General features: G+C 43.4%; 17 protein-coding genes, 1 tRNA gene and 1 pseudogene. 7 read left to right on the plus strand and 12 right to left on the minus strand.

Features of this window, described 5'->3' with window-relative positions; all coding sequences use genetic code 11:
- Positions 1-29: 29 nt before the first annotated feature.
- The 7 genes from V7K85_RS34645 to V7K85_RS34675 all read right to left on the minus strand — a co-directional run bounded on the left by V7K85_RS34645 (position 30) and on the right by V7K85_RS34675 (position 9563).
- Positions 30-356, minus strand: a complete 327-nt coding sequence (locus V7K85_RS34645; protein ID WP_334820965.1) for a hypothetical protein — start codon at positions 354-356, stop codon at positions 30-32.
- A 614-nt stretch (positions 357-970) separates the two neighbouring features.
- Positions 971-1567: a dephospho-CoA kinase gene (gene coaE, locus V7K85_RS34650; RefSeq protein WP_334820967.1), complete on the minus strand. Its 597-nt coding sequence runs from the start codon at positions 1565-1567 to the stop codon at positions 971-973.
- A 122-nt stretch (positions 1568-1689) separates the two neighbouring features.
- A complete protein-coding gene (gene cobA, locus V7K85_RS34655; protein ID WP_334821134.1) occupies positions 1690-3339 on the minus strand; it encodes a uroporphyrinogen-III C-methyltransferase in 1650 nt (549 codons plus the stop codon).
- Between the two features lie 479 nt (positions 3340-3818).
- A complete protein-coding gene (locus tag V7K85_RS34660) occupies positions 3819-5048 on the minus strand; it encodes a tetratricopeptide repeat protein (RefSeq protein ID WP_334820969.1) in 1230 nt (409 codons plus the stop codon).
- Between the two features lie 229 nt (positions 5049-5277).
- The gene (locus tag V7K85_RS34665; RefSeq protein ID WP_334820971.1) at positions 5278-7431 is read right to left on the minus strand and encodes a hybrid sensor histidine kinase/response regulator; all 2154 of its coding nucleotides are present in this window, start codon (positions 7429-7431) and stop codon (positions 5278-5280) included.
- Between the two features lie 698 nt (positions 7432-8129).
- Positions 8130-8603, minus strand: a complete 474-nt coding sequence (locus V7K85_RS34670) for a tetratricopeptide repeat protein (RefSeq protein WP_334820973.1) — start codon at positions 8601-8603, stop codon at positions 8130-8132.
- Positions 8604-8606: 3 nt separating this feature from the next.
- Positions 8607-9563, minus strand: coding sequence for a homogentisate phytyltransferase (locus V7K85_RS34675; RefSeq protein WP_334820975.1), 957 nt, complete (start codon positions 9561-9563; stop codon positions 8607-8609).
- 275 nt (positions 9564-9838) lie between these two features.
- Here V7K85_RS34675 and V7K85_RS34680 point away from each other — a divergent pair, with 275 nt between their 5' ends.
- Complete coding sequence (locus V7K85_RS34680) at positions 9839-10459, plus strand: hypothetical protein (RefSeq protein ID WP_334820977.1); 621 nt, start codon at positions 9839-9841, stop codon at positions 10457-10459.
- A gap of 76 nt (positions 10460-10535) precedes the next feature.
- Here the strand turns inward: V7K85_RS34680 and cobA (V7K85_RS34685) are convergent, their stop codons facing one another.
- Entirely contained in the window at positions 10536-11315 is a 780-nt protein-coding gene (gene cobA / locus V7K85_RS34685) for a uroporphyrinogen-III C-methyltransferase (protein WP_334820979.1), read from the minus strand.
- Entirely contained in the window at positions 11312-12151 is an 840-nt protein-coding gene (locus V7K85_RS34690; protein WP_334821136.1) for a sirohydrochlorin chelatase, read from the minus strand. The genes cobA (V7K85_RS34685) and V7K85_RS34690 overlap by 4 nt, the downstream gene beginning before the upstream one ends.
- A gap of 252 nt (positions 12152-12403) precedes the next feature.
- Between V7K85_RS34690 and V7K85_RS34695 the strand changes: the two genes are divergently transcribed.
- Entirely contained in the window at positions 12404-13138 is a 735-nt protein-coding gene (locus V7K85_RS34695; RefSeq protein WP_334820981.1) for a hypothetical protein, read from the plus strand.
- Positions 13139-13459: 321 nt separating this feature from the next.
- On the opposite strand, the gene V7K85_RS34700 is transcribed toward V7K85_RS34695, so the two are convergent.
- Entirely contained in the window at positions 13460-13843 is a 384-nt protein-coding gene (locus tag V7K85_RS34700; protein ID WP_334820983.1) for a DUF4359 domain-containing protein, read from the minus strand.
- Positions 13844-13967: 124 nt separating this feature from the next.
- Here V7K85_RS34700 and V7K85_RS34705 point away from each other — a divergent pair.
- Positions 13968-14040, plus strand: a tRNA-His gene (locus V7K85_RS34705).
- Between the two features lie 231 nt (positions 14041-14271).
- On the opposite strand, the gene V7K85_RS34710 is transcribed toward V7K85_RS34705, so the two are convergent.
- Both V7K85_RS34710 and V7K85_RS34715 read right to left on the minus strand, forming a co-directional pair.
- Positions 14272-14400, minus strand: a complete 129-nt coding sequence (locus tag V7K85_RS34710) for a hypothetical protein (RefSeq protein ID WP_334820985.1) — start codon at positions 14398-14400, stop codon at positions 14272-14274.
- A gap of 511 nt (positions 14401-14911) precedes the next feature.
- Positions 14912-15262: a hypothetical protein gene (locus tag V7K85_RS34715; protein ID WP_334820987.1), complete on the minus strand. Its 351-nt coding sequence runs from the start codon at positions 15260-15262 to the stop codon at positions 14912-14914.
- Positions 15263-15523: 261 nt separating this feature from the next.
- Between V7K85_RS34715 and V7K85_RS34720 the strand changes: the two genes are divergently transcribed.
- The 4 genes and pseudogenes from V7K85_RS34720 (at position 15524) to V7K85_RS34735 (ending at position 24841) form a co-directional block, all read left to right on the plus strand.
- Positions 15524-15802, plus strand: coding sequence for a helix-turn-helix domain-containing protein (locus V7K85_RS34720; RefSeq protein WP_334820989.1), 279 nt, complete (start codon positions 15524-15526; stop codon positions 15800-15802).
- Between the two features lie 12 nt (positions 15803-15814).
- On the plus strand, positions 15815-20485 hold the full coding sequence (locus V7K85_RS34725) for an ATP-binding protein (protein ID WP_334820991.1): 4671 nt from the start codon (positions 15815-15817) through the stop codon (positions 20483-20485).
- 387 nt (positions 20486-20872) lie between these two features.
- Positions 20873-22144 (plus strand): glutamine synthetase family protein, encoded by a 1272-nt coding sequence (locus V7K85_RS34730; protein WP_334820993.1) that lies wholly within the window; start codon positions 20873-20875, stop codon positions 22142-22144.
- Positions 22145-22420: 276 nt separating this feature from the next.
- Positions 22421-24841: pseudogene (locus tag V7K85_RS34735) on the plus strand (sucrose synthase).
- The last annotated feature ends 22 nt before the right edge of the window (positions 24842-24863 follow it).

Below are 24863 nucleotides of genomic sequence, written 5' to 3' on the forward strand. Positions count from 1 at the left end.
GAATTGAAGCAACTGGTTGACTTTAATATTTAGTCAACCGATACTTGCTTGAGTAAAGCTATCCACATATCAGGCGGATCTGAGTAGTAATCAATTTCTTCAACTTGATATTGATAAGATTCACAACCTTGTCGTAAAATAATGCGATCGCAGGGTTTGATGCCTTTGCCGACTCCAGTCATATACCCGATCATTCCTTGATTGAGGCGCTCAAATACATAGTCGCTTCCACAAACTTGTTTGCTATAATCGTGTATTTTATTCTTCTGTTTTAATTCGTTTGCTGGAAAGCTAACTAGGGCTAACTTACTTAAAAAACTAAAACTTAAGTTCATACCTGTCTTAATAAAAGACATAAGTGAGTTCTCCCAAAGAAGAAATCTATAACGAAGAGTTCTGGACTCTAGGTGAATTTAAATTCCTTTCAATCACCAATCCAGAAATGAACAGGTGGACAGTAAAAATTCAAAACTAATTTTTCTTAAATCTTGATTTTTAATTATTAATCTTTCATTGCTACTAAATTATATTTTCTGTTCAAGAATCCTTATAATTCACTCATGATGCTGTATAAATTAGGTAAAAATTCCCTGTTGATAATACTATTAATTACTTGATTACCTTGAATTTTGATTATCCAGTCAATCATATTACCCAATGCAATGCCAAGAATGTATAGTAGTTATAGGACTTTGATTTGATTTGTGAAAACATCCTGAGACTGAAAAGCCCGTTTGATCAGGGTTTCACTTGAAATATTGTTCAGAAATCAGACAGTAATCCTATATTTATTTACTAACTAGTTAAATTTACAGTAATACTAACAGCAGCATCAACTGTGAAATCACCGAATTTTTGGACAAGTTTTGGTCAGATAAGAATGTTTTTTACTTAACCAGATAATATTTATTGATAAATATTTTATATCGGGAAAATGTCGTGTATGTATATTTTTTAATACAAATAGGATTTAGTCCCTACTTGTGGTTTTTATAGCTTCATCTATATGCTTCAGTAGTACTTCTAGGGTGGAGGAGTTATCTAAAACGATATCTGCATTAGCCACTTTTTCTTCGATAGATAATTGGCTGTTGATCCTGGCTCGTGCCTGTTCTCTATTTAAATGGTTTCGTTGTATCAATCTTTGTAGTTGTTGTTCCTGGGAACAACGCACTACCCAGATTTCTGTAACCAAATTAGTCATCCCAGCTTCAAATAAGAGAGGCACTACTAACACCAGTGTTTGTGAGGAAGACTGGGCTATTGCTTTGAGGAAGCGATCGCGCACATCAGGATGAATCAAATCCTCTATCCAGTTGCGTTCATCTTGACGATTAAAGATAATTTCGCCTAGCTTTTGGCGGTTGAGGCTGCCATCTGGTAGTAAAATTTGTTCGCCGTAACGTTGAGCGATCGCACCAAGAATAGGCGAACCTAAAGATACTGCCTCTCTAGCATAAATATCTGCATCCAAAATCGGCAGATTATAAGCGCTAGCTAAATAATTGGTGACAGTAGTTTTGCCTGTGGCAATACCTCCGGTTAAGCCGATTATACGTTTAGTCATTAGTCATTAGTCATTAGTCATTAGGCATTAGGCACTTGTACTGAGCGTAGTCGAAGTATTGGGATTGGGCATTGATTATTCTCCTTGTCCCCCTGCTCCCCCTGCTCCCCCTGCTCCCTCATCTAAGAATTTGTCGCCCATGTTATCAGTGCTTGGGTTAAACCATCTAAAGTATATTCTTGGGCTTCTACATCAACGCGTCCGAACAAAGCATGACAAGTTTTTGAGGTTTGCGGGCCGATAGAGGCAATACAAACTCCTTCTAAGAATTGACTAGCATCAAAGTTGTTGGAAAATATCTTGTTAGTAAGTTGACAGAAAAATTGTACAGTTTTAGAACTGGCAAAGGTAATCACATCTACCTTGCGGTTTTGGAGAGCTAACTCTGCCACAGGTGGAATACCACTAGGACAACAAGATTGATATGCGGCAACTTCTATCACCTTTGCTCCTTTGGCAGCTAATTCCTTAACCAAAACTTCTCTTCCGCCGCTTTCAACTCTGGGAAATAAAACCTTTTTACCATCCAGTTTATCTGGGAAATTTTCCACTAAAGAATCGGCAACAAAGTTAGGGGGAATAAAATCTGGTTGGAGAGAGTGTTGTTTGAGACTATGGGCTGTTTTCTCGCCAACAACGGCAATTTTGACGCCTGCTAAGGCACGGGTATCTTTACCTTGGGCGATTAACCTTTCAAAAAAGTAGTCTATACCATTGGTAGAAGTGAGAATTAACCAGTCGAAGTCAGATAAATGAGCGATCGCATTATCCAAAGCTTCCCAACTGGAGGGCGGGCCGATTTCTAAGGTAGGCATTTCGATGACTGTTGCACCTGATGCGATCAGGCGATCGCTAAATTGACTCGACTGTCCCACTGAACGTGTCACCAGGATTGTTTTCCCAGTGAGAGGAAGAGGAGATGACTGGGATGGGGGAGGGAAGTTACTTAACATAGGTTGGGGTGTGAGAGTACTCTCGTTCCCAGGTTCTGCCTGGGAATATCTTTCTCCAGGCTGCTGCCTGATAATTTCGTCTAAATATATATTCTCAGGTTGTAAGTACTTGCGTAGCCCAACAACTTCGCCAATAACAATTACTGCTGGAGAAAGGGATAATTCCCTGGTTTGTTCTAAAATATTGCCCAGTTGCGCTGTCCAAATTTGTTGATCAGGAGTTCCTGCCCAACGGATGATGGCAATGGGTGTTAAGTGCGATCGCCCGTGTCGCATCAGTTGATGTATTATCTCTGGCAGATGTTGCCCTCCCATCAAAATTACCAGTGTCTCTAAGCGTGAGAGTGCCTCCCAGTCTAAAACCTCTGGTTGGTGAGCTGTAAGCACTGCAAAAGTGCGACTCAACACCGGATCTGTAAGGGGAATTCCTGCTAACAAAGGTGCTGCAAGGGCTGAGGAAATTCCTGGTACTAGTTCAAAATCACAACCAGATGCTTTCAACGCTTCAATTTCAGAAGTACAACGCCCAAAAATCAACGGATCACCTGATTTGAGCCGTACAACTTGTTTTCCTTGCTGGCAATGCTTTACCAGTAACTTGTTAATCTGTGCTTGGGTTGTACTGGGTTTACCACCGCGTTTGCCGACATCCAACTTCAAGCAATCAGGTGGTACGCACTGCAATAATTGAGCATCTACCAGGGCATCGTAGACTAAAACCTGAGCAACAGCTAAGAGATTGTAAGCTTTTACCGTCAGATATGCTACATTTCCAGGCCCAGCACCTACGAGGTAGACTTTACCCATTTCTTGAGTCATGGTCATTTGTCATTTGTCATTTGTCATTTGTCATTTGTCATTTGTCATTTGTCATTTGTCATTTGTCATTTGTCATTGGGCGTGGGGGCAGAGGAGATATGTTTTAAAATGCAGCTTGGTGTCAACATTAGTTTAATGAGTCTTTGATACTCATTAATGGGGCTACGAACTCCGTTAATGAGTCTTTGATACTCGTGGGCGAGTCTTTGATACTGGTGGACGAATCTTTAATACTGGCGGAGGAGTCTTTAATACTCGCGGACGAGTCTTTGATACTCGCGAGCGAGTCTTTGATACTCGCGGAGGAGTCTTTAGTACTCGCGGACGAGTCTTTGATACTCGCGGGCGAGTCTTTGATACTCGCGGACGAGTCTTTAATACTCGCAAACGCAGATCAGAACTCCACTCCTCTGCCTCCCCTACCTCCCCTACCTCCCCTGCTCCCCCTACTTCTTTTCCTAATCCCCAGTCCCCTTTATTCAATTCGTTCGGGTATTAATTTTTTGGATTAGCTGATCAACTTGCTCAACCATCTCCTTGTTTTCCTCAGCTTGGAATAACTCTCTGGCTTTTTTAAGATTAACGATCGCTTCTTCTAGCTGTTGTTGCCTTCCCAAAGTGATTCCCAAATTATAGTAAGTGAGTGCATCATTGGGTACAAGGCTAATGGCTTTTTTGTAATGTGCGATCGCTTCTTGTGGTTTGCCTTGATCATCCATCGCATTTGCTAAACCCGTGTAAGCTTTTGCATGTTTGGGATCAAGGCGAATCACTTCGGTATAGTCGGCGATTGCTTCTGCTAGCTTGCCTTGAGCGTAAAAAGCGCTTGCTAAATTATAGTGAGCGTCTGCATCGTTGGGAGCAAAGCTAATGGCTTTTTTGTAATGTGCGATCGCTTCTTCTAATTTGCCTTGAGCATACAGAGCATTTCCCAAGGCATTATAACCTGCGGGATTTTTTGGTTCGAGGCGAATGGCTGTTGTATATTCAGCGACTGCTTCTGCTGGCTTTGCTTGAGCGTACAAGGCATTGCCTAAGTAATAGTGAGCGTCTGCATAGTTGGGATCAAAGCTAATGGATTTTTTGTACTGGGTAACAGCTTCTTCTAGCTCACCTTGATCGTACAGAGCATTTCCCAGACGTGCGTAAGTCGGTGCATAATCTGGTTTCAGGCGAATGGCTGCTGTATATTCGCTGACTGCTTCTGTTAGCTTGCCTTGAGCGTACAGAGCATTTCCTAAGTTATAGTGAGCGTCTGCATACTTTGGTTCAAGACTGAGGGCTTTCTTATATTGGCCAATCGCCGCTTCTAACTGATTTTGTCTTGCTAAAGTCAAACCCAAATTCAAGTATGCTCCAGAGTCTTTAGGATCGAGGCTAATGGCTTTTTTGTAAATAGCGATCGCTTCTTGGCGTTTACCTTGATCGTCGAGAGTATTTGCCAAAGCAACATAAGCTTGTGTAAAGTTTGGTTCCAGTTCAATTGCTTTCCGAAAAGCCGCCTCTGCTCCTTTTAAATCTCCTCGTTTGTACAGATTGGTTCCTTGCTCGAAGTTAGCAACTGCGTTTTTGTTCTCAGAAACTGCTGCTTGATCTAAGTCTGGAATTTTTGATAAAACAACGCCAACATCTTTACCAAAGGTAGTATTCCCATTACTCAAACACAAGCAGATAATAGCTGCTACCAGTAGATTCTTGTTTTTCAGCATTTTTATTACCTTATCTGCTTGGTTTACATGTAATATCGAGTTCGGCTAATTGCCATCATAAAAACACCTTAGCCCCTCCCCGCTTGCTTTTAGGGAGCAAAAGCGTAGCTTTGGCGGGGTTATAGCAGGAATTATAAGTGATTAACCTAACTTGATACAAGTGTACTCTCATATAATTGTCCATTTGTACACAATAAGTGGGGCTTTATTAGGAGTAAAAAGTCGTTTTTTAGGTAATTGCTGACACTTTTCTTTCAATAAGTTTAGCAATGGCTGCAATTAATTCTTTTGGGTTAAGAGGCTTGGGTAAATGTATCTGAAACCCAGCTTTTAGTGCTTTTTGCTGGTCATCGTTTCTAGCAAAGGCAGTCAAGGCAATTGCTGGAATTTGTCCACCTTGTTCTGGTGTCCAAGTTATCACTTGATGTATTAACATATAGCCATCCATATCAGGCATACCAATATCACTGACCAACACATCTGGCTTTACCTCTGCTAGAGTTTGTAATCCTTCAAATGCAGAAGATACCGCGATCACAAAAGCCCCATCTTGCTCTAATACAAAAGTAATAAAATCTCGCGAATCAGCATCATCATCAACAACTAAAACCCGAACGCCAGTCAGAGGTAAGGAGTTAGTAGCTAAGAATTCCGGGTAGTTTTGTTCATCCGTCAAGCTTGGGTTATCATCTGGCAGAAGCGGTAGGCTAACAGTAAATATTGCCCCTTTACCCTCACCGTGGCTATCTGCTTTGACGATACCGCCATGCATTTCGATGATATTACGCACAATTGCCAATCCCAGTCCTAATCCACCAAAATTTCTAGTAGAGGTGCTATCTGCTTGACGGAAGTAATCAAACACATAGGGCAAAAACTCAGCGCTAATTCCCTTACCTGTATCACTAACTATGATTTGAGCATAGCCATCAGCTTGCGCTAATCGCACTTCTACCGTTCCCCCCTTGGGTGTAAATTTGACAGCGTTAGAAAGGAGATTCCAGACGACTTGCTGCAAACGAGTAGAGTCGCCTATAACTTGTCCCACCTGCGGTTCAAATACTGTATTCACCTGAATCAACTTTGTTTCTGCCGCTAAGTGCATTGTCTCTAGTGTGGATAATACCGTAGACTCTAGGTTAATCTTCGTAATATTCAGCGTCAGTTTGCCCTGTAAAATTCTGGAGATATCCAGCAAGTCCTCAATGAGTTGAACCTGTAAAGTGGCATTCCGCTCGATTGTGGCTAGTGCTTCAGATGTCTTTGCTTGGTCAAAAGTGCGGGTTTGCAACAACTTTGACCAGCCGAGAATTGCGCTCAGTGGAGTACGTAGTTCGTGAGAGAGGACGGCTAAAAATTCATCTTTAATTCGATTGGCTGTTTCTGCTTTAGCTCGTGCTACTTGTTCTAATTCCAGCAGGTGCGCTCGTTCTTCAAGTATTTGTTTTTGTTCGTGGATATCCGTACATGTTCCAAACCACTTCACTACAAGACCTTGCTCATCTTTGAGTGGTAAACCTCGCGCTAGCTGCCAACGATAGGAGTCATCAAAAGCCCGTTTGAAGCGATATTCATTGTTATATATAGTGCTATTTTTTACAGCCTTAGACCACACTTCATCAGCACTTTGGACATCATCTGGATGCAATGCCGCCAACCAACCAGAACCCAAGGATTGCTCTAATGTTAGTCCAGTGTATTCGCACCAATTTTGATTAAAAAAATCACATTCACCGTTAGCATCGGTTGTCCATACAAGTTGAGGAATTGCCTCAGCTAAGTAACGGTAGCGTTCTTCGCTTTGTCGAAGAATTTCTAAAATGCGTTGGCGTTCAAGGATTTCTTGTTGTAATTGCTCGTTGGTATTGGTAATTTCATTGGTGCGAATAGTAACCATTTCTTCCAGATGATTCTGGTATTTTCGCAGTTCATTCTCTACCCGTAAGCGTTCGGCTATTTGGGTTTGAAGTTCTTGATTTGCTTGTTCTAGTTGAGCGGGGCTAGGAAATGCTAGTACTTGTGGAATTAGAGACACAAGATTTACTGCTGTAATTAAAGATATTGTGGCAGTTACTGCTTTGATAAACCCCGACAGCCAATAGGTTGGATGCCAAAGTGTCCAAATCTCTATTAAATGAGTGGTACCACAAGCTACGATAAATGCACTAAATAGTAGAAAAATCCAATCAAAGGGCAAATCCTGCCGCTTACGGACAAAGTAAAATAGTGTCGCTGGAATCGAGTAATAAGCTAGGGCAATGGACGCATCAGATAATATATGTAACCAAACTAAATTCCTTTGCCATAGATAGCAGTGTCCATGTGGAATAAATGATCCTGATGTAAAAAAATTAGTCCCCAATTCTGATATTATGTCTGACATAAACACTAAATTTTTTATTTATAAATTTTAGTACTAAAATATTACTGATACAGCGTGTCTAATCCCTGTACTGCTAAAGGAAACTATAGCAGTTTTCGCTTGGATGCAATACATAGTAGGGGCACAGAAAAAGCTCATGCATGTCAACTTAATGTGAAAGTCTGCCTAGAACAAGCTTTTAGAGATTGTCTCGAAAAGAAGTCTCCGACTCTTAATGCCAGATGTGAGGCTTTGCCTCTTGACTTGCGGCTCTGCCGCAATGATGAGCATTTCCAGCCTCTGGCTGGAAACAAGGTTTTAAAGGGGTTTGCGCTTAAGTTGACACCAATGAGCATTGCTGTGTCCCTACGAATGGTCTGTATTCTATGCAATTGAGAACTGCTATATAAGATGTCTTGATAAACCAAAAAAGCTGTTAGTATCATAGATGTTTTACCAAAATACAAGCTTTTAAAATCCCCAAAGTTTTCTGCTCTTAAGTCTAAATCAATTCATTATGGCTATGGAGCTTGTAGCGCATCAGATTGCAATTGTAAGGGCGATGAAGGGAGTGGTCAAACTTGCGAAAATTGCGGACATAAATTACGGCAGACACTGGGAAATTCCAAAATAAAAACCATTCTCACTATGATGATGAGAATGGTAAAAAAATTAGGAGACGGAACAGGAAAATTTAATCTCCGCAATTCTCACTCAACTTAAGATTCACTTGACTTAGCACTTATTTTATCTAATAGTTGAGTGATTTTTTGAGCTTTTTCAGGTTGGCGCTGTTTTTGTAATAAATCTTTAGCTTGTAACAGGTTAGTTTTGGCTTCCTCTTGTTGCTCTTGCTGCATGAGAATATTTGCCAGACGCAAGTAAGCATCAGGATTTTTCGGACTACGGCGAATCACTTCCCGGAATAATTCTGTTGATTCCTCTACTTGGCCTTGCTGGTTTAAAACATCTCCCAAAAACAAGCGCACCACATCATTAGTGGAGTTGAGGGAAATCACTTTGCGAAAGGCTGCTTCTGCACCTTGGTAATCTTTTGCTTGAGCAAGATTGATTCCTTTTTGAAACAAGTCTGAGGTAATCAAAGTTTTCCAAGCGAAATAGCCAAGTATTGACAAACTGAGAACAACTACAAGAGCAGCAATAGTAGAACTAGTGGGAAAGGTTTCTAGCATTGTCTAACCCAAAAGACAGGCGATAGGAAAAATCAGATATTCCATAAAAAAGAGTTTCCAGATAAATTGGTAGAATTGAGCGATCGCACTTTTATCTTGTAAGTCTACTGCCAAACTCCGCAACCACGTCCAAACTAGCAGCGCTAAATGAGCAATTACCAGAAATATGGGGTTAACTGAGGTAACACGTAGCACACCAACTAGAATTATCCCCAAATAGCAGACAGTTATCACCCAAAGCGCCAGATTAAACACAGCTTGCGAACCGAGTTTGATAGTGAAAGTAGAGATATTATAAAGGCGATCGCCTTCCATATCTGGTATATCTTTAAAGATAGCGATCGCAAAGGTAAACACTAAGATAAATAACGTCAGCACCCACACCACGGGCGGAATTCCTTGGCTTTGTTTCAGCACCCAACTATAGTGCAAATACAATCCTAAATTAACAATCGTGCCGCGCACCGAAAAAATACACAGCGCTGCCCAAAATGGAAACTGTTTCAAGCGAATTGGCGGTAAAGAATAAGCAGTACCAATGACCAAACTAATCGCCACCATGCCAAATAAGAATGGCCCAGTTAGCCACGCCACAACTAGCGCCAAAATCCCAGTCAAAGCGACAATAAATTGCCCCGTCTGCCGGGAAAACTCACCTGATGCCAACGGTAAATGAGGCTTATTAATCTTGTCAATATCAACATCTTCTAATTGATTCAACCCCACAATGTAGACATTGCCACACAGACAAGCAATCCACGCACCCAAAACCCGACTCAGTGGAATACCAGAAAATCCAGTCGTGGAAACAGCAATGGCAATTAAATACAAACCCAACACACTCAGACTTGTACCAATAATCGTGTGAGGGCGAGAGAATTTCCAGAAAGCGTATAACCAATGGAAATATGATTGAACGGGTTTACCTGGCAAAGGGCTGTTTTGATAACTCTGGCTCATGAGTAGCTTAGATTCGTATTCCGGCTTATTGTTAACCATTGTCACAGAATTTGGTCATTAACAAGAGCCAAAGGTCTAGACGCACTGTATTTTCATAGAGGAGGCAGGAGTTAGAAGTTAGGAGTTAGGAGTTAGAATTCAGACTAATTCCCTCAATTACAGCTACAAATCATTTTCTCCTGCCTCTTTGCTGCCCCTACTCTTCACTTTCTACTCCCCATAACGCTACAATTTTTTCAATAAAGCAAAGAAATAGTTAAATCCAGAGTGCCTTCATGACAGCTGATTTGACATCTACAACGAGATTTGAGTTTATGACCGTGCTATCCCATGCTGCGGCTGCATATCGAGGACAGAGAGATACACGCTCTAGTCCTGAAATATTAGTAAATGCGTTGCTACAAGCAGAAAAATCTGCCAAGCAGCAACGGTTGACTTATCCGTTTGAGTCTCTTTTAGGTAAATGGCAACTTTGCTTTGTCACTGGCACTAATAAAGTCAGGAAGCGCGGGGGAATTCTATTAGGCAAGGGTTTTTATGTACCCAAGTTTATAACAATCCATGCTTCCTTTAATGCCATTTTGGAACAGGATTCAGGCAGAGGCGAAATTGTTAATCAGGTTGAATATGGCCCAGTTTTATTGAAGTTAACGGGGCCAGTGCAATATTTAAGTAAGAAAAATTTATTGGCGTTTGACTTTAATCACATGCTTATCAGTCTGTTTGATCGTGTTGTTTACAACAGACCAATCCGTTTTGGTAAAGTTAAAACAGAAGATTTCTACAATCAGCACATAGCTAAACTACCCTTCTTTGGCTTCTTTTTAGTGACGGAAGATATGATTGCAGCTCGCGGTCGTGGAGGAGGATTAGCATTGTGGATTCGAGAAACTTAAAGACACTGGAGAGCAAACCCCCGCCATCTAAACGGCTTTCTCTACACTTCTAATTTTTATTTTTTTGTACCAACCATCAAACTGGACGACAACTAGACAAAATACTGTGCATATTTACTACTTGTCCAATGACTGCGATCGCAGGCGCACCAAATCCAGTTTGCTCTACCTGCTCTACAATTGTCTCCAAGGTTCCAATTAATTCTTCTTGTTCTGGCCGCGTACCCCAGCGCACCAAAGCAATGGGCGTTTCTAAATTCACCCCAGATGCACTTAATTGTTCCACAATATAAGGCAGATTGTGAATTCCCATATAAATTACAATCGTTTCGGAACCGTGAGCGATCGCACTCCAATTCACTATCTGTCTATACTTACCCGCCGCCTCGTGACCAGTAACAAATGTCACGGATGAACTATATAGCCGATGAGTCAAAGGGATACCTGCATAGGCTGCGGCTGCAATCCCCGATGTGATACCTGGCACAACTTCCGTTGATATTCCCGCTTTGACTAATTCTGCCATCTCTTCGCCACCGCGACCAAAAATAAACGGATCGCCACCTTTTAGCCGCACCACAATTGCATTATCCTGCGCTTTATCAATCAGCAATTGAGTTGTTTCTTCTTGCAACAACGAATGTCTCCCCGCACGCTTACCAGCATTAATTTGCTCTGCTTGGGGATTAATCATTGCTAGAATTGCTGGACTCACCAAAGCATCATAGATAACTACATCTGCACATTCCAACAAACCTTTCGCCTTTAGGGTAATTAGTCCTGGATCACCTGGCCCCGCACCTACTAAATAAACCTTTCCCAAATACTTGCTCCTCTGTGTCATTGTGCGGTTCATTGATCTGTTAAATCCCAAATTAGCTCGGCTAATTCTGCACTTGCTCCCAGTGGCTCTGCCAGTTGGAAATTCACCGCAGAAAATTGTAATTTTAGCTCCTCTATTGAGGCGGCGATCGCATCGGTTATGCCACCAGCAAATAAAAAGTATGGCAAAATTGCAATTTCCCGATAACCAGCAGCTACCAACTCTTTGACTCGTGATTCTAAACTAGCAGGTACAGACCAATAAGCAACCACTGCTCCCAAACTTCTTGCTATTGCTTGGACTGGTTTTTCAGAATCAGGGCGACGGCTGCCATGAGTTAACAAAATCCATGCTTCTGCTTTTATAGTAGCAATTTGCTTTGCCAGTAATTTTTCCAAATCTGGATGAGAGCCTAAGTATGGTTGCAGGTCTATCATGATATCTTGACTAAGAGCCGATTGTGCTAGTGCTACTTCGGCGGGAATATCTGTCATTACATGCACTCCCGGCAGCAGAAATAGCGGTACAATTTTGAGGTGATTCTCGTTTTGAGATAGTTGGCGTAGCTCGCCGCAGCGAAAAGTCGGAGCGGCGGCTTCCGCCGATCTGAACTTTTCAAGACAGGCATCGCAAAAAGCGCTCTTGGCAAATTGTTGAATCTGCTCGGATAAAGGCTGAGGACTCATTTCCAAGTAAGCTATGCCTACCAGCTTTTCGTACTTTGATTGAGACACTACACCATTGATAGCAGATGTTTGGTTAGAGCTATTGTCCAGTTTGTTACGTACCAGCCTTGCCAATTGCTGCATAGCAATTTCTGGACGCGGATCGCGACTTCCGTGGGATACCAATAGATATGCAGATGGTATTGACAATGTTTTAACTCTCAGTTGCTATTTTTCTGATCTTAGAGTCTATCCAGAAAAACTGGAGTATCGTACCTTTTTTTTGGCGTTACTATTTCCAGGATGAATGTTTTTGATTTGTGCTATGCCCTTTTAACGTCCAGCGATCGTTTTTGTGGACATCTGTTACTTTTTGGCTTTGATCACGTAATACTTTTCAACTACTGTTAACAGTAATAATACGATATCGTACATATAGTAAATTTTGTGACAATAATGAAAAAGCTATCAAGTACCCTAAAATATTATCTCTGCAAAGGATTGTCTGTAATTGGATTTGTGTATTGTGCTGGTGGCGTGGCTTCACCTGCAACAGCTGCTCTGGCGACGTTTGATAGTTTTCCAGAAGGTTTTTCTGCACCAGTATTTACGGATGGAGGGATTACATTCTCGGATTTGGATACCCGTACACCTGGCTCAATTGATGGCTTTAGTATAGAAAGATCCGACGACGGATCGCTCAGTTCGCCTTTTTCTCCACCAAACATTCTCGGTAATGATGGCTATGTTCCTGGACCGGGTACCAGTTTTTCACGATTTGGTTCTGCTAGTATAACCACAGGAGAATTAGCATCGATTGCGAGTTTAGACATCATCAGCCAACCCTCTTTTATAACTAATGATAATATTCTGACGCTGGAAGCATATTTGGATGGAACACTTGTTGGTAGTAATTCAGTGAATTTCAAGGCTGATGATGTAGGGATACTTTATCAGCAGCTTTCTATATCAGGTGTTACGTTCGATAAACTTCGACTTTTAGCATCTGGATCTGAAGAGCAGGGAGTTGTATTTATTGGCATTGATAACGTCCGCATTGAGCAGACTGCCATTGTACCTGAATCTTCTTCGGTATTAGGTTTATTAATGGTTGGCGTTTCAGTCCTAGTTTTCATGCTCAAGCCTCAGCCGAAATCAGCCAGTAGCATTAATATTATGAGTATCAAATAGAGGTATGAGGGTTGGTATCACCTGGGACAAAGTTGTACTACTTTGCTTAAAAGAGAAGTTGATAGTGTGTGGCTTAAACCCTCATTTCTTCGTACCAATTCCGTCGGAAGTAACGCGAAAAAGTGAGAACAAAAAAAGGCGATCGCAGTCTTTGAACAATAATTGCTTGCCTCATCTGATACAAAACAGATTTATGTAGTGGTTTTACGGTTACAAACAGTCAATATTAATACCGAAGCTCCTGATAAACTAGGGTTTTTTAAGGAATTTCTGTTTAAAAGTATTCTCAACCACTTCCATATTTTCTTCCCATAGCTTATCTTATTGTTTTTCAGCACTATAAGTATAAAATTGCTCAAAGGCTCCCACCGTTTCAAATTTGTAAGAAGGTAGCCAAGAATTTATTTTTAAATCTGTACGGTAAATGCTAAAAATGATGTAATTTTGTCTTTCTGTAGTCCTGGCAATAATTTCTTGCATTTGCGGGTTAGCCGAGTCAACCAACTTATCACAATTAAAATGGATTAAATTTTCTATAATATTCGTAGTTTTTTTGCATACATCGGTTTTTAAGTATTCTGTCAGCCGTTGCACTGCATATTCTTCATATTCAACCTGACTGGGATTAGTCTTCGCCATTGTCACACCCAAGGCGGCGAGTCCTGCTGCTGCTCCAGTATATGCAATGATGGTTAAGGGTTTCATGTTTGCCAAGTAAAATTGATTGTAATCCTTAGATTCCGGAGACTCTAAATCAACTGAGTCCGTTCCTTGAACAAAAACTCTTGATCGCTTGCCAAATTATTGCTATAATTCAAATTGTTGAATGGCGAGCGTAGCCAAGAGGTTAAGGCAGTGGTTTGTGGTACCACCATTCGTGGGTTCGAGTCCCATCGTTCGCCCTACATAATTTCATATTAATACCTATTGACTATTCTATTAAAGACCAATTGATTCAACTCGGTACGTTAATTCAATTGACACTCTAAAATACCCAAAAAATTTAACCAAACATAATTAAACTTACTCCCCAGTCTATACAATGATTATCATTCTTAGTTAACGAGGATTTTATTTATTGGAAGTCCCTAAAATGCCTAAAACTTGGTTGTAAGTTCCATAGAGTTCTGCGCCTATTTCGCTCGCTGCGCTACATTCACGGCAACCCCAAAGCAGCCAAAATACGCTCTGGCTTCTTCTATGAGTTCAGCAACTACGGCGGCTATGACCAACTGACCCAGGATGGTTTGACCTAACGGCATCCGGCGTTTTTGCAGTTGGACAGCAGCCTGGAAGACTGTGCCCGCAAGTATCGAGGGTTCTGCCAGCGATACAAACCGAAAAGTAAGCTAGCGAAAAAGTGCAATTGGGGAAACAAACTCCTCGCTGGCTTAGACCTCAAGGGAACGACAAGAAGCAGAGGGCAGGGGGGCAGGGGGTAGGGAGTAAGAGTGATTTGAATCGAACCAATCTTGAGCAGTCAGTCAACCCAACTCAGCTTTTCTTCTCTCCATCTCCCTCTCCCGCGTCTCCTGCCCCCTGCTCAAGAACTCCCCATCACGGTGCCAGGTAATGGAAAGCCCCGTTGTGAGGGCAATTGCGGAGCAATTCATCCGGGCAAATCAGTCTCCTAGACGGGAGGAAAGGCAGCTTTGAGAGGAAATGAATTCCGGGGTAGAGCCGGAACTTATTTTGCGTCGTCGCCATCAAACACGCAACACGACGTTACGAAACCACGACGACGAACGAGAAAAAGACGGTAGTACAGATGAATTAGAACCAAGTAGGAACATCATCATCATCATCCTCTCCATCACTTACTTCGTCCGGATCGTGCCTCCCCGTATCGTCTAAACCTCTAAAAGAACCGGAATCGTCTACGGCGGCAGCAGGTGCTAAGATCCACGAGTCGTCAGCATTTTCTACGGTAGTTATATAACCATCGTACTTTGTATCGAGAGCTAGGCTTTGATTACTGTAGGAGATGTTGGTGATGCGAACGCTATCGCCATAGCGAATTTGACCTGCATCGTCAGAAGCTTTAGTAAGATGCCAGCTCTGTTTATCCTCATCATAGCCATCTTGCCAATAGTAACAATCATGGCTATCCGCAAAAGCCCCCAAAACATTATTGTTGCCTATTGCTTTTTCTGTCGTTCTGATTTTGATGCGGCTGTTGGCTGCATGATGAGGATTGCCAAAGAGAAATGAGCGATGCAGAAATTATGACAATGGCTATAAGTGCGGCAATTGGCAGAGAAGAAATTGTAGAGTCTGCCTAAGTCTTACTTATAAAAGATTTGATGCTGATCAAATGAACATCAAATCTTTTGATAGAGAATGGGTCATATGACTTATCACTCTTTAATCGAAAGGGAATCGATTATGGCAGGTACACCAAACTTATATAGCAGTCGTCAGGTTGAGGCTCAGATGCTGGTTCGTCAGCGGAAGCAATTGCTAGGACTCACACAGGAGCAATTTGCGGCTGAGGTCGGGGTAACGCTGGTGACGATCAATCGTTGGGAAAATAATCGAGCCAAGCCATTACCCCTAGCACTCAAGCAAATTAAAGCCAAGCTTTATGAAATGGAGGATTCACCGATTGAAGCCTATCGAACGGGTGCTAAATCCCTACTGCTCGATTACTTTGGCAAAGCGTGATCAGGGGAACGGATGCTGAATTTTCAAACCTTATTTGAATCAATACCGGGATTGTATATTGTCTACTCACTCGACTTTGTGATTGTCGGGGGAAGTGATGCTTACTTCTGGGCAACCAAGACAAAACGAGAAGAGGTCGTTGGTCGTTCTTTGTTTGAGGTTTTTCCAGACAATCCCGATGATCCGAATGCGAACGGCGTTCAGAATTTACGTGCCTCGCTGTCAAGCGTGCTAAAGTATCAAAAGCCTCAGACGATGGCAGTGCAGAAGTATGACATTCGCCGCCCCGAATCAGAAGGTGGTGGTTTTGAGGAGCGGTACTGGAAGCCAACCAACTCGCCAGTCTTTGATGAAAACGGTGAGATGACGCACATTATTCACCGAGCCGAAGATGTCACTGAGTTTGTGCGGGTGCAGCAACAGCGAAATGAGCAGCGTCAGTTGAATCAATCACTCCAGTCTCGCACCGAGCAGATGGAGATGGAAATTTATGCCAGAGCGCAGGAGTTACGAGAGGTCAACGAACAACTGCAAGCGGCGAATCAGGCATTGTCAGAACTCGATCGCGCTAAGACCGGATTCTTCAGCAATATCTCGCATGAGTTACGCACGCCTTTAACGCTGATGTTGAGTCCGATCGAAGACCTGTTACTCGACACTCAAGCCCCATTAGCGCCCCAACAGCGCGATCGCCTTGAACTCGTGCAGCGAAACGGACTCCGGTTGCTAAAATTAGTCAACGCGCTGCTTGATTTTTCGCGACTGGAAGCGGGACGGATTAAAGCATTTTATGAACTGATCGACTTAGCTGCATTCACAAGAGAGCTTACTAGTGTGTTTCGATCGCTGATTGAACGCGCTGGTCTTTTGTTAGTGGTTGACTGTCCCACCTTGCCGGAGGCGATCTATATTGATCGCCAAATGTGGGAGAAAATTATATTTAATTTATTATCGAATGCCTTTAAGTTTACGTTGGCGGGAACCATCACCGTTCGATTGCAGCAAAATCACAATGCTGTGGATTTAATCGTTGAAGATACTGGAATTGGCATTCCGGAAGCTGAAATTCCGCACCTATTTGAACGGTTTCATCAAGTCAAAGGGGCAAAAGGACGAAGTTTTGAAGGCTCCGGGATTGGCTTATCGCTCGTGCAAGAACTGGTGAAGTTGCATGGCGGCACGATCAGCGTCACTAGCGTCTTAGGACAGGGTAGCCGATTTACGGTTTCCATTCCCAGCGGGTGCGAACATTTACCACAAGAACGGTTGAGTGCCCCTCGGATTGTGGCGTCAACCACACTCAGCGCCACCCCATACCTTGAAGAAGCCTGGCGCTGGCCACCAGAAGAGAGCAGGGGAAGCAGGGGGAGAAGAGAAGCAGGGGGAGAAGAAATTGTTCAAGAAGATTACACATATATAGATTCTTCCCCTGTCCCCTCTGCCCGAATTTTGCTGGCAGATGACAACACTGATATGCGCGATTATCTGCGGCGATTGTTGAGTCAATGGTATAAGGTTGAGGCAGTCGCCGATGGGGCTGCGGCTCTGGCTGCGATCCAGGCACAGCGCCCGGATTTGATTCTCAGTGATGTGATGATGCCGGGGCTGGATGGGTTTGAGTTGCTGCGTCAACTGCGGGCTGACCCCCAAAGGAGCGAATTGCCCGTGATCTTGCTGTCAGCGCAGGCGGACGAAGAGTCTCGTGTGTCAGGGCTGGCAGCGGGAGCCGATGATTATTTAATTAAACCGTTTTCGGCTGGTGAACTACTGGCTCGTGTTGAGTCAACCTTAAAACTGGCAGAGATCCGCAAACAAGCGGCTCAAGCACTGCAAGCCAGTGAACAGCAGCTTAAACTCGCCCTTAAGAGCAGCAAACTCGGCTCCTGGCAATTTGATCTTAAAACAAACGCTCTGTCTACTTCTGACCAGTGCAAAGTCAACTATGGTCTACCCATTGACGCTGATTTCTCGCACCAAGTTCTGATGGAGCGGATTCATCCAGAGGATCGGACTTGGGTGCAGGCGGCAATTCAAGACTCCATTACCAACCGCAGCGATTACGATGTGGAGTACCGGACTGTTTGGGACGATGGCAGCACGCACTGGGTAATCGTTCGGGGGCATCCGATTTACGACCAGGCGGACAATCCTGAGCAGATGGTCGGGATATCACTCGATATTACCAATCGCAAACAAGCCGAAGTTGACTTACGGGAAGCCCATGTGCAATGGGAGTCCGCTTTAGCGGCAGGAGCCATTTACACATGGCGGTGGAAGATTCCCGATAATCTGGTGATCGTGAATGCAGCCTTTGCTCACTTGTTTGGCGTTGACTCTGTGCAGGCGGCGATCGGCTTACCGATCGAAGTGTTTATACAGGCGATACACCAAGAAGACCGCCCACGAGTGGTCGCCGCAATTAACCAGACGATTGAAACTGGCGAAGAATTTATCAGTGAGTACCGTGTTTATACGGAGGGAAGTGAGGAGCGCTGGCTTGCCGCACGCGGTCGAGTTGAATATAGTGCTGATGGCAGACCGATTGCTTTTCCTGGGGCACTGGCAGACATCACTGAACGCAAACAAGCCGAATCCGCTTGGCGACAGATTTCTGTCGAACTCGAACGACAACTGCGAAAGTTCGATGCGATCGCCTCTTCCGTACCCGATTTTATTTACACATTCGATCTGTCTGGACGGTTCACTTACATCAATCAGCCGTTACTCGACCTCTTACAGAAAACTTCGGCTGAAGCACTGGGCAAAAACTTTTTTGACCTGGATTATCCAACCGATTTAGCAACCACACTTCAAAGGCAGATTCAGCAAGTCATCGAGACACGCCAACCGCTCAAAGATGAAACGCCGTACACGAGCGCATTTGGCACGCAGGCCTATGAATACATTTTCGTCCCGCTTTTGGGCCCAAATGGCATGGTAGAAGCGGTGGCAGGTGTGACGCGAGACATTACCGAACGCAAGCAAGCAGAAGCAACCGTGCAAGCGAGCAACAAACGGCTCCAGCTGCTTTCAGAAACCGCAAACGATTTGTTACTTACCGAAGATCCCAAAGTATTTTTAGCAAGTTTGTTTCAAAAGATTTCAACGAGTTTGCAGCTCGAGGTTTACTTTTATTACTTATTTCAAGAAGATCAGCAACGTCTTGAACTGAAAACCTATGGGGGTATCTCAGAAGACATTGCTTTATCCGCTAAATTTTTGGAGTTAGGGGAGGGGGTGTGTGGTTATGCAGTGCAACATCGCCAAGCCGCTATCGTTGAAAATGCGCTCTCAACGACCGATCCACTTGCTGTTAGAGTTCAGTCAATCGGTATCAGAACTTATGCCTGTCATCCGCTGATTGTGGGCGATGCCTGCGGCGGGCAAAGCCAACGCGTCTTGGGCAGCCTGGGACTGGGAACTCGTCAACGCGATCGCTTTACCCGTGACGAACTCGATCTCATGCAAACGGTTGCTAATCAAGTCGCGGCTGCCTTAGAACGATCACGCCTGGTTGCAGAACTACAGGCACGAGCTGAAGCGTTAGATCAAACTAATCGTATTAAAGATGAGTTCCTGGCGGTTCTCTCCCATGAATTGCGTACTCCCCTGAATCCAATTCTGGGATGGTCAAAACTGTTGCAGGGGGGAAAGCTTAATGCTGAAAAAACGAATATTGCGATCGCCACAATCGAGCGCAACGCCCAGCTACAGGTGCAACTGATTGATGACTTGCTAGATATTTCCCGGATTCTGAGCGGCAAAATGAGCTTATCAACCTCACCCATTGACCTGAATGCAGTAATTTCAGCCGCGCTGGAAACGGTTCGGCTAGCCGCAGAAGCTAAATTAATCCAAATTCAGATGATCATCTTGCCCGTTCTAGGAGTGGTAGTCGGGGATGCAGGGCGATTGCAGCAGGTTGTGTGGAATCTTCTGTCTAATGCCGTTAAGTTTACACCTCAAGGGGGGCAAGTGACGATTGCGCTATCTCAAGCTGAAAATCACGCCCAAATTCAAATCAGCGACACCGGAAAAGGGATTCGTGCCGACTTTCTCCCCTACGTGTTTGAGCATTTCCGACAAGAAGATGGTGCAACCACGCGCAAATTTGGCGGGTTAGGGTTGGGACTAGCGATCGTGCGCCAAATTGTCGAGATGCACGGTGGAACGCTAACAGTAGACAGTCCAGGTGTTGGGCTGGGAGCGACATTTACTGTTCAAATTCCGCTTGCGCCTCAGTTAACTGAAGCACCAACCTTAGATCAATCACCCGTTAAAGAGAGTGATTTGAGCGGCATTCAAATTTTAGTCGTCGATGATCAAACAGACTCGCGGGAGTTCATCGCTTTTGTTCTAGAGCAACATCGCGCGATCGTCACTGCTGTTGTATCTGGGACTGATGCACTGCAAGCGATCGCTCAATCCATTCCCAACATGATCATCAGTGACATTGGGATGCCAGAAATGGATGGTTATATGCTGATCCGACAAATTCGTGCCCTTGGGCTTGAGCAAGGGGGACAAATTCCCGCTATTGCCTTAACAGCTTATGCCACAGAAGTGGATCAGCAGCAAGCGATCGCCGCCGGATTTCAACGTCACGTCACCAAACCGATTGATCCAGAGGTTTTGGTGGCGATCGTCGTCGAAATGTGGACTTGTATGTATTCCCTTAGTTGAATATACCGGGTAAAACTATGAGCAGCTAAACAAATTGCTGATGCTGACAACCAAACCAGGAGTGCGGGCGGTAATTTGCCGATGTTGTACAGCACTTGATGAAAATTGGTAAGCCACTTCTGTGTGATTGTTTTAATCATAATTTAATTGTCATATTTTTGACTGCCAATTTTAGATTTTAGATTTTAGATTAAAAAACAAAGAATTATTTGGTTCATGCCCCGTGCATTGTGGGCGGAATAAATCCAAAATCCAAAATCCGTCTTGAAAAGTTTGCCACGGAGGGAAACCCTCCTTACAACTTTTCGCAAAATCCAAAATTGATTGACTGAGCGTTAATAAATCAAGATATTGTTTTTTCATGAATTACTTAGGATTGCTATAGCAATGATTGAAAAAAATAACTGGAAACAAACACGTAAATATTTTGAAGAAACTGGTGTCAAATTCGTGCGAGTTCTTTGGTGCGATAATGCTAACATTATCCGTGGCAAAGCCGTACATGTAGGGATGCTAGCTCACTACTTTGAGCATGGGGTGGGTATTTCCGTAGGGCAGCAGGGAATTCCTGTGATGTATGATGCAGTTGTGCCAGAAACTGATTTAGGGCCAGTAGGTGAAATTCGCTTAGTACCAGATTGGTCTAGCCTCAAGCCTTTACCTTATGCTCCTGGTCATGCTCGTGTTATGGGCAATATGGTACTAGATGGTTCTGCTTGGCCATTATGCCCGCGAGATTTCTTGAGGCGGATGATTGCGGCAGCCAAATCTAATGGCTGCCAAGTGCGGGCAGCATTTGAAAATGAGTTTTACTTACTTCGGCAAACACCTGAGGGAATCATTCCTGCCGACTCCACAGCTTTTGCCTCAACTCAGGCAATGGATCTGAATCGAGAAGTAATTGATGCGATCGCTGATGCACTGATCGCTCAAGATATACCTGTAGAACAGTATTATCCGGAATCTGGCCCCGGTCAGCAGGAAATTTCTATGCGCTATACCGATGCTTTGCTTGCAGCTGATTGGCAAATTGCTTTTCGAGAAACCGTCAGAGCGATCGCCTACAACCACAACCTGATCGCTTCATTCTTACCCAAAATCTTCCCGGATGCGGCTGGTAGTGGTTGTCATATCCATCTCAGCCTTTGGGATGGTGAGAAAAACCTGTTACCTGACCCACAGCGAATCTGTGGTCTTTCTGGGGTGACATTACAATTTATTGCTGGCATTCTATACCATCTGCCGGCAATGATGGCACTAACTACCCCAACTACTAATTCTTACCGCCGCATTCTTCCTCATAGTTGGAGTGGTGCTTTTCGCTGTTGGGGATTAGATAATCGGGAGGCAGCCGTGAGAGTCCCCAGTGACCCTGGTTTGGGCTGTCCCAGCCACTTGGAATTGAAAACTGTGGATGCCTCAGCTAATCCTTACTTAGCTTTAGGAGCAGTGATTGCCGCCGGACTTGATGGTGTGCAGCGTGGTCTAACACCTGGAAACCCGGTGAATCAAGACCCTGGATATTTATCAATTGAAGAACGCAATGCTAATCAAATAGACCGATTGCCAGATAATTTGGGGCAAGCGATCGCTCTAGCAATTTTACGTGAAAATGCCTTAGTTCTCTACCAATCAGCGTCCAGTATCAGCAAGTCCTAACCGTCAAGTAATTGAGTTTTAAATAAAGTTTTAGTAACATCTATTAAAAGAAATAAAAATTGTATTTCTTTAGTTAGATCCAAAAATACTGAGTCATAGATACTTTTAGTAAAGTAGAACATGATTTAAGTGCCTGCTGAAAATTTAATACTTGTAGGTACACAGATAAATATGATTTATCTGTGTTATTTCGTGTTTATATCTGGAAAAGGTGGAGGCTTACTTGTCTCGCCTTGAAAGTCAACAATCCAAACATCGTCATCTATTGGAGTTGCCATGTCTGAATTGCTTCAAGCAGTCTTAGATAGTGAAGAAAGAAGTGATTTGCGTTCCTTTGTTAGTGTATTACGCCAACAAGAAAAGAAGTACTTGCTGCGGAACGACATACTCAATGTATATAGTGAGTATTGCTCAAAGTCCCAGAAACCTGAGGCTTTTTACACTTCCTCTGAGTTAGGCAAACTTATTTACTATACTCAGGAAATTATTCAGGAGGACTCAAACTTCTGTTTCATCATCCGTTCTAAGATTGCCAGCCAAGAAGTTTATTGGTTGACATCAGACTTGAGCATTGAGCCGATGACGGTGCAGGATCTGCTGGATCTGCGCGATCGCTTGGTGAACAAATTTCATCCTAACGAGGGCGGCCTCCTAGAATTGGACTTCGGCCCGTTTTATGACTACTCTCCAACAATCCGCGACCCCAAAAATATTGGTAAAGGGGTGCAATTCCTCAACCGCTATCTTTCCAGCCAACTATTTCAAGACTCCAAAGAATTGCTGGATAGCTTATTTAATTTCTTGCGCCTGCACCAATACAACGGTGTTCAACTGCTGATTAACGATCGCATTCAATCACAGCAGCAACTTTCCCAGCAAGTTAAAAAAGCCATAACTTTTATTAGCGATCGCCCCAATGATCAGCTCTACGAACAATTCCGGTTCCAATTGCAAACAATGGGTTTTGAACCGGGTTGGGGTAACACCGCAGGGCGCGTGCAGGAAACCTTAAATATTCTCGATGAATTGATTGATTCTCCCGATCCTCAAACCCTAGAAGCCTTCATCTCTCGCATCCCGATGATTTTTAAAATCGTTTTGGTGTCAGCTCACGGTTGGTTTGGGCAAGAGGGTGTTTTGGGGCGTCCCGATACTGGCGGTCAGGTAGTTTACGTCCTTGACCAGGCAAAAAGCCTAGAGAAGCAGCTACAAGAAGATGTCTTGCTTGCGGGTTTAGAGGGCTTGAATGTCCAACCAAAGGTGATTATTCTTACCCGCTTGATTCCCAATAGTGATGGAACTCTGTGTAATCAACGGCTAGAAAAAGTCCTCGGTACTGAAAATGCCTGGATTTTGCGAGTACCTTTACGGGAATTTAATCCTAACATGACTCAAAACTGGATTTCCAGATTTGAGTTTTGGCCTTATCTAGAAACCTACGCTATTGACTCAGAAAGAGAACTGCGGGCAGAATTTCACGGCACACCTGACTTAATAGTTGGTAACTATTCTGATGGGAATTTAGTGGCATTTTTACTGGCGCGACGGCTGAAAGTTACTCAATGCAATGTTGCCCATGCGTTGGAAAAATCTAAATATTTATTCAGTAACCTCTACTGGCAAGAATTGGAAGATAAATATCATTTTTCATTGCAATTCACAGCTGACTTGATTGCAATGAATGCTGCTAATTTTGTGATCAGCAGCACCTACCAAGAAATTGTCGGCACACCGGATAGTGTGGGACAGTACGAGTCTTATAAGTGCTTCACCATGCCGGAGTTATATCATGTAACGAATGGGATTGAATTATTTAGTCCCAAATTTAATGTCGTACCGCCTGGAGTCAACGAAAATTACTATTTCCCCTACTCGCAGACTCAAGACCGAGTGGAGAGCGATCGCCAACGCCTTGCAGAAACACTCTTTACTCTAGAAGATCCCGCGCAAATCTTTGGCAAACTTGACGATCCTAACAAGCGTCCTCTCTTCTAAATGGCGCGTCTTGACCGGATCAAAAACCTCACAGGTTTAGCTGAATGCTTTGGTCAAAGTAAAGAATTACAGGAGTATTGCAACTTAATTTTGGTGGCGGGTAAGTTACGTGTAGAAGAATCAGGCGATAACGAAGAACGTGACGAAATTATTAAACTCTACCAAATAATTGACCAGTACAATCTCCACGGGAAAATTCGTTGGCTGGGTGTGCGCCTGTCTAAAACTGATTCTGGTGAAATTTACCGAGTCATTGCCGATCATCAGGGAATTTTTGTGCAACCAGCTTTATTTGAAGCTTTTGGTTTGACAATTTTAGAGTCGATGGTTTCAGGATTACCGACTTTTGCCACACAGTTTGGTGGCCCACTGGAGATTATTCAAGATCAGGTTAATGGTTTTTATATTAACCCAACGAATTTAGAAGAGACAGCCGCAAAAATTGTGGACTTTATCACTAAATGCGAACATAATCCTAACTCTTGTAATGAGATTTCGCAGCGAGGAATTGACCGAGTTTTCAGCACTTATACTTGGAAAATTCACACTACCAAGCTGTTATCATTAGCACGTATTTATGGCTTTTGGAACTTTACATCGAAGGAAAATCGGGAAGATTTGTTGCGCTATATTGAAGCTTTGTTCTATTTAATTTACAAGCCAAGAGCGCAACAGCTATTAGAGCAGCATAAGTACCGATAATAAGTTAAGAGTGAAATAAGTG

This window comes from Nostoc sp., assembly GCF_036917615.1.
In the GTDB taxonomy this organism is placed as follows: Bacteria; Cyanobacteriota; Cyanobacteriia; order Cyanobacteriales; family Nostocaceae; genus Nostoc.

Coding starts and splice junctions, on each gene's coding strand:
- V7K85_RS34645 (WP_334820965.1), bottom strand. CDS start 356: ATGTCTTTTATTAAGACAGGTATGAACTTAAGTTTTAGTTTTTTAAGT.
- coaE (WP_334820967.1), bottom strand. CDS start 1,567: ATGACTAAACGTATAATCGGCTTAACCGGAGGTATTGCCACAGGCAAA.
- cobA (WP_334821134.1), bottom strand. CDS start 3,339: ATGACTCAAGAAATGGGTAAAGTCTACCTCGTAGGTGCTGGGCCTGGA.
- V7K85_RS34660 (WP_334820969.1), bottom strand. CDS start 5,048: ATGCTGAAAAACAAGAATCTACTGGTAGCAGCTATTATCTGCTTGTGT.
- V7K85_RS34665 (WP_334820971.1), bottom strand. CDS start 7,431: ATGTCAGACATAATATCAGAATTGGGGACTAATTTTTTTACATCAGGA.
- V7K85_RS34670 (WP_334820973.1), bottom strand. CDS start 8,603: ATGCTAGAAACCTTTCCCACTAGTTCTACTATTGCTGCTCTTGTAGTT.
- V7K85_RS34675 (WP_334820975.1), bottom strand. CDS start 9,563: ATGAGCCAGAGTTATCAAAACAGCCCTTTGCCAGGTAAACCCGTTCAA.
- V7K85_RS34680 (WP_334820977.1), top strand. CDS start 9,839: ATGACAGCTGATTTGACATCTACAACGAGATTTGAGTTTATGACCGTG.
- cobA (WP_334820979.1), bottom strand. CDS start 11,315: ATGAACCGCACAATGACACAGAGGAGCAAGTATTTGGGAAAGGTTTAT.
- V7K85_RS34695 (WP_334820981.1), top strand. CDS start 12,404: ATGAAAAAGCTATCAAGTACCCTAAAATATTATCTCTGCAAAGGATTG.
- V7K85_RS34700 (WP_334820983.1), bottom strand. CDS start 13,843: ATGAAACCCTTAACCATCATTGCATATACTGGAGCAGCAGCAGGACTC.
- V7K85_RS34710 (WP_334820985.1), bottom strand. CDS start 14,400: ATGCCGTTAGGTCAAACCATCCTGGGTCAGTTGGTCATAGCCGCCGTA.
- V7K85_RS34720 (WP_334820989.1), top strand. CDS start 15,524: ATGGCAGGTACACCAAACTTATATAGCAGTCGTCAGGTTGAGGCTCAG.
- V7K85_RS34725 (WP_334820991.1), top strand. CDS start 15,815: ATGCTGAATTTTCAAACCTTATTTGAATCAATACCGGGATTGTATATT.
- V7K85_RS34730 (WP_334820993.1), top strand. CDS start 20,873: ATGATTGAAAAAAATAACTGGAAACAAACACGTAAATATTTTGAAGAA.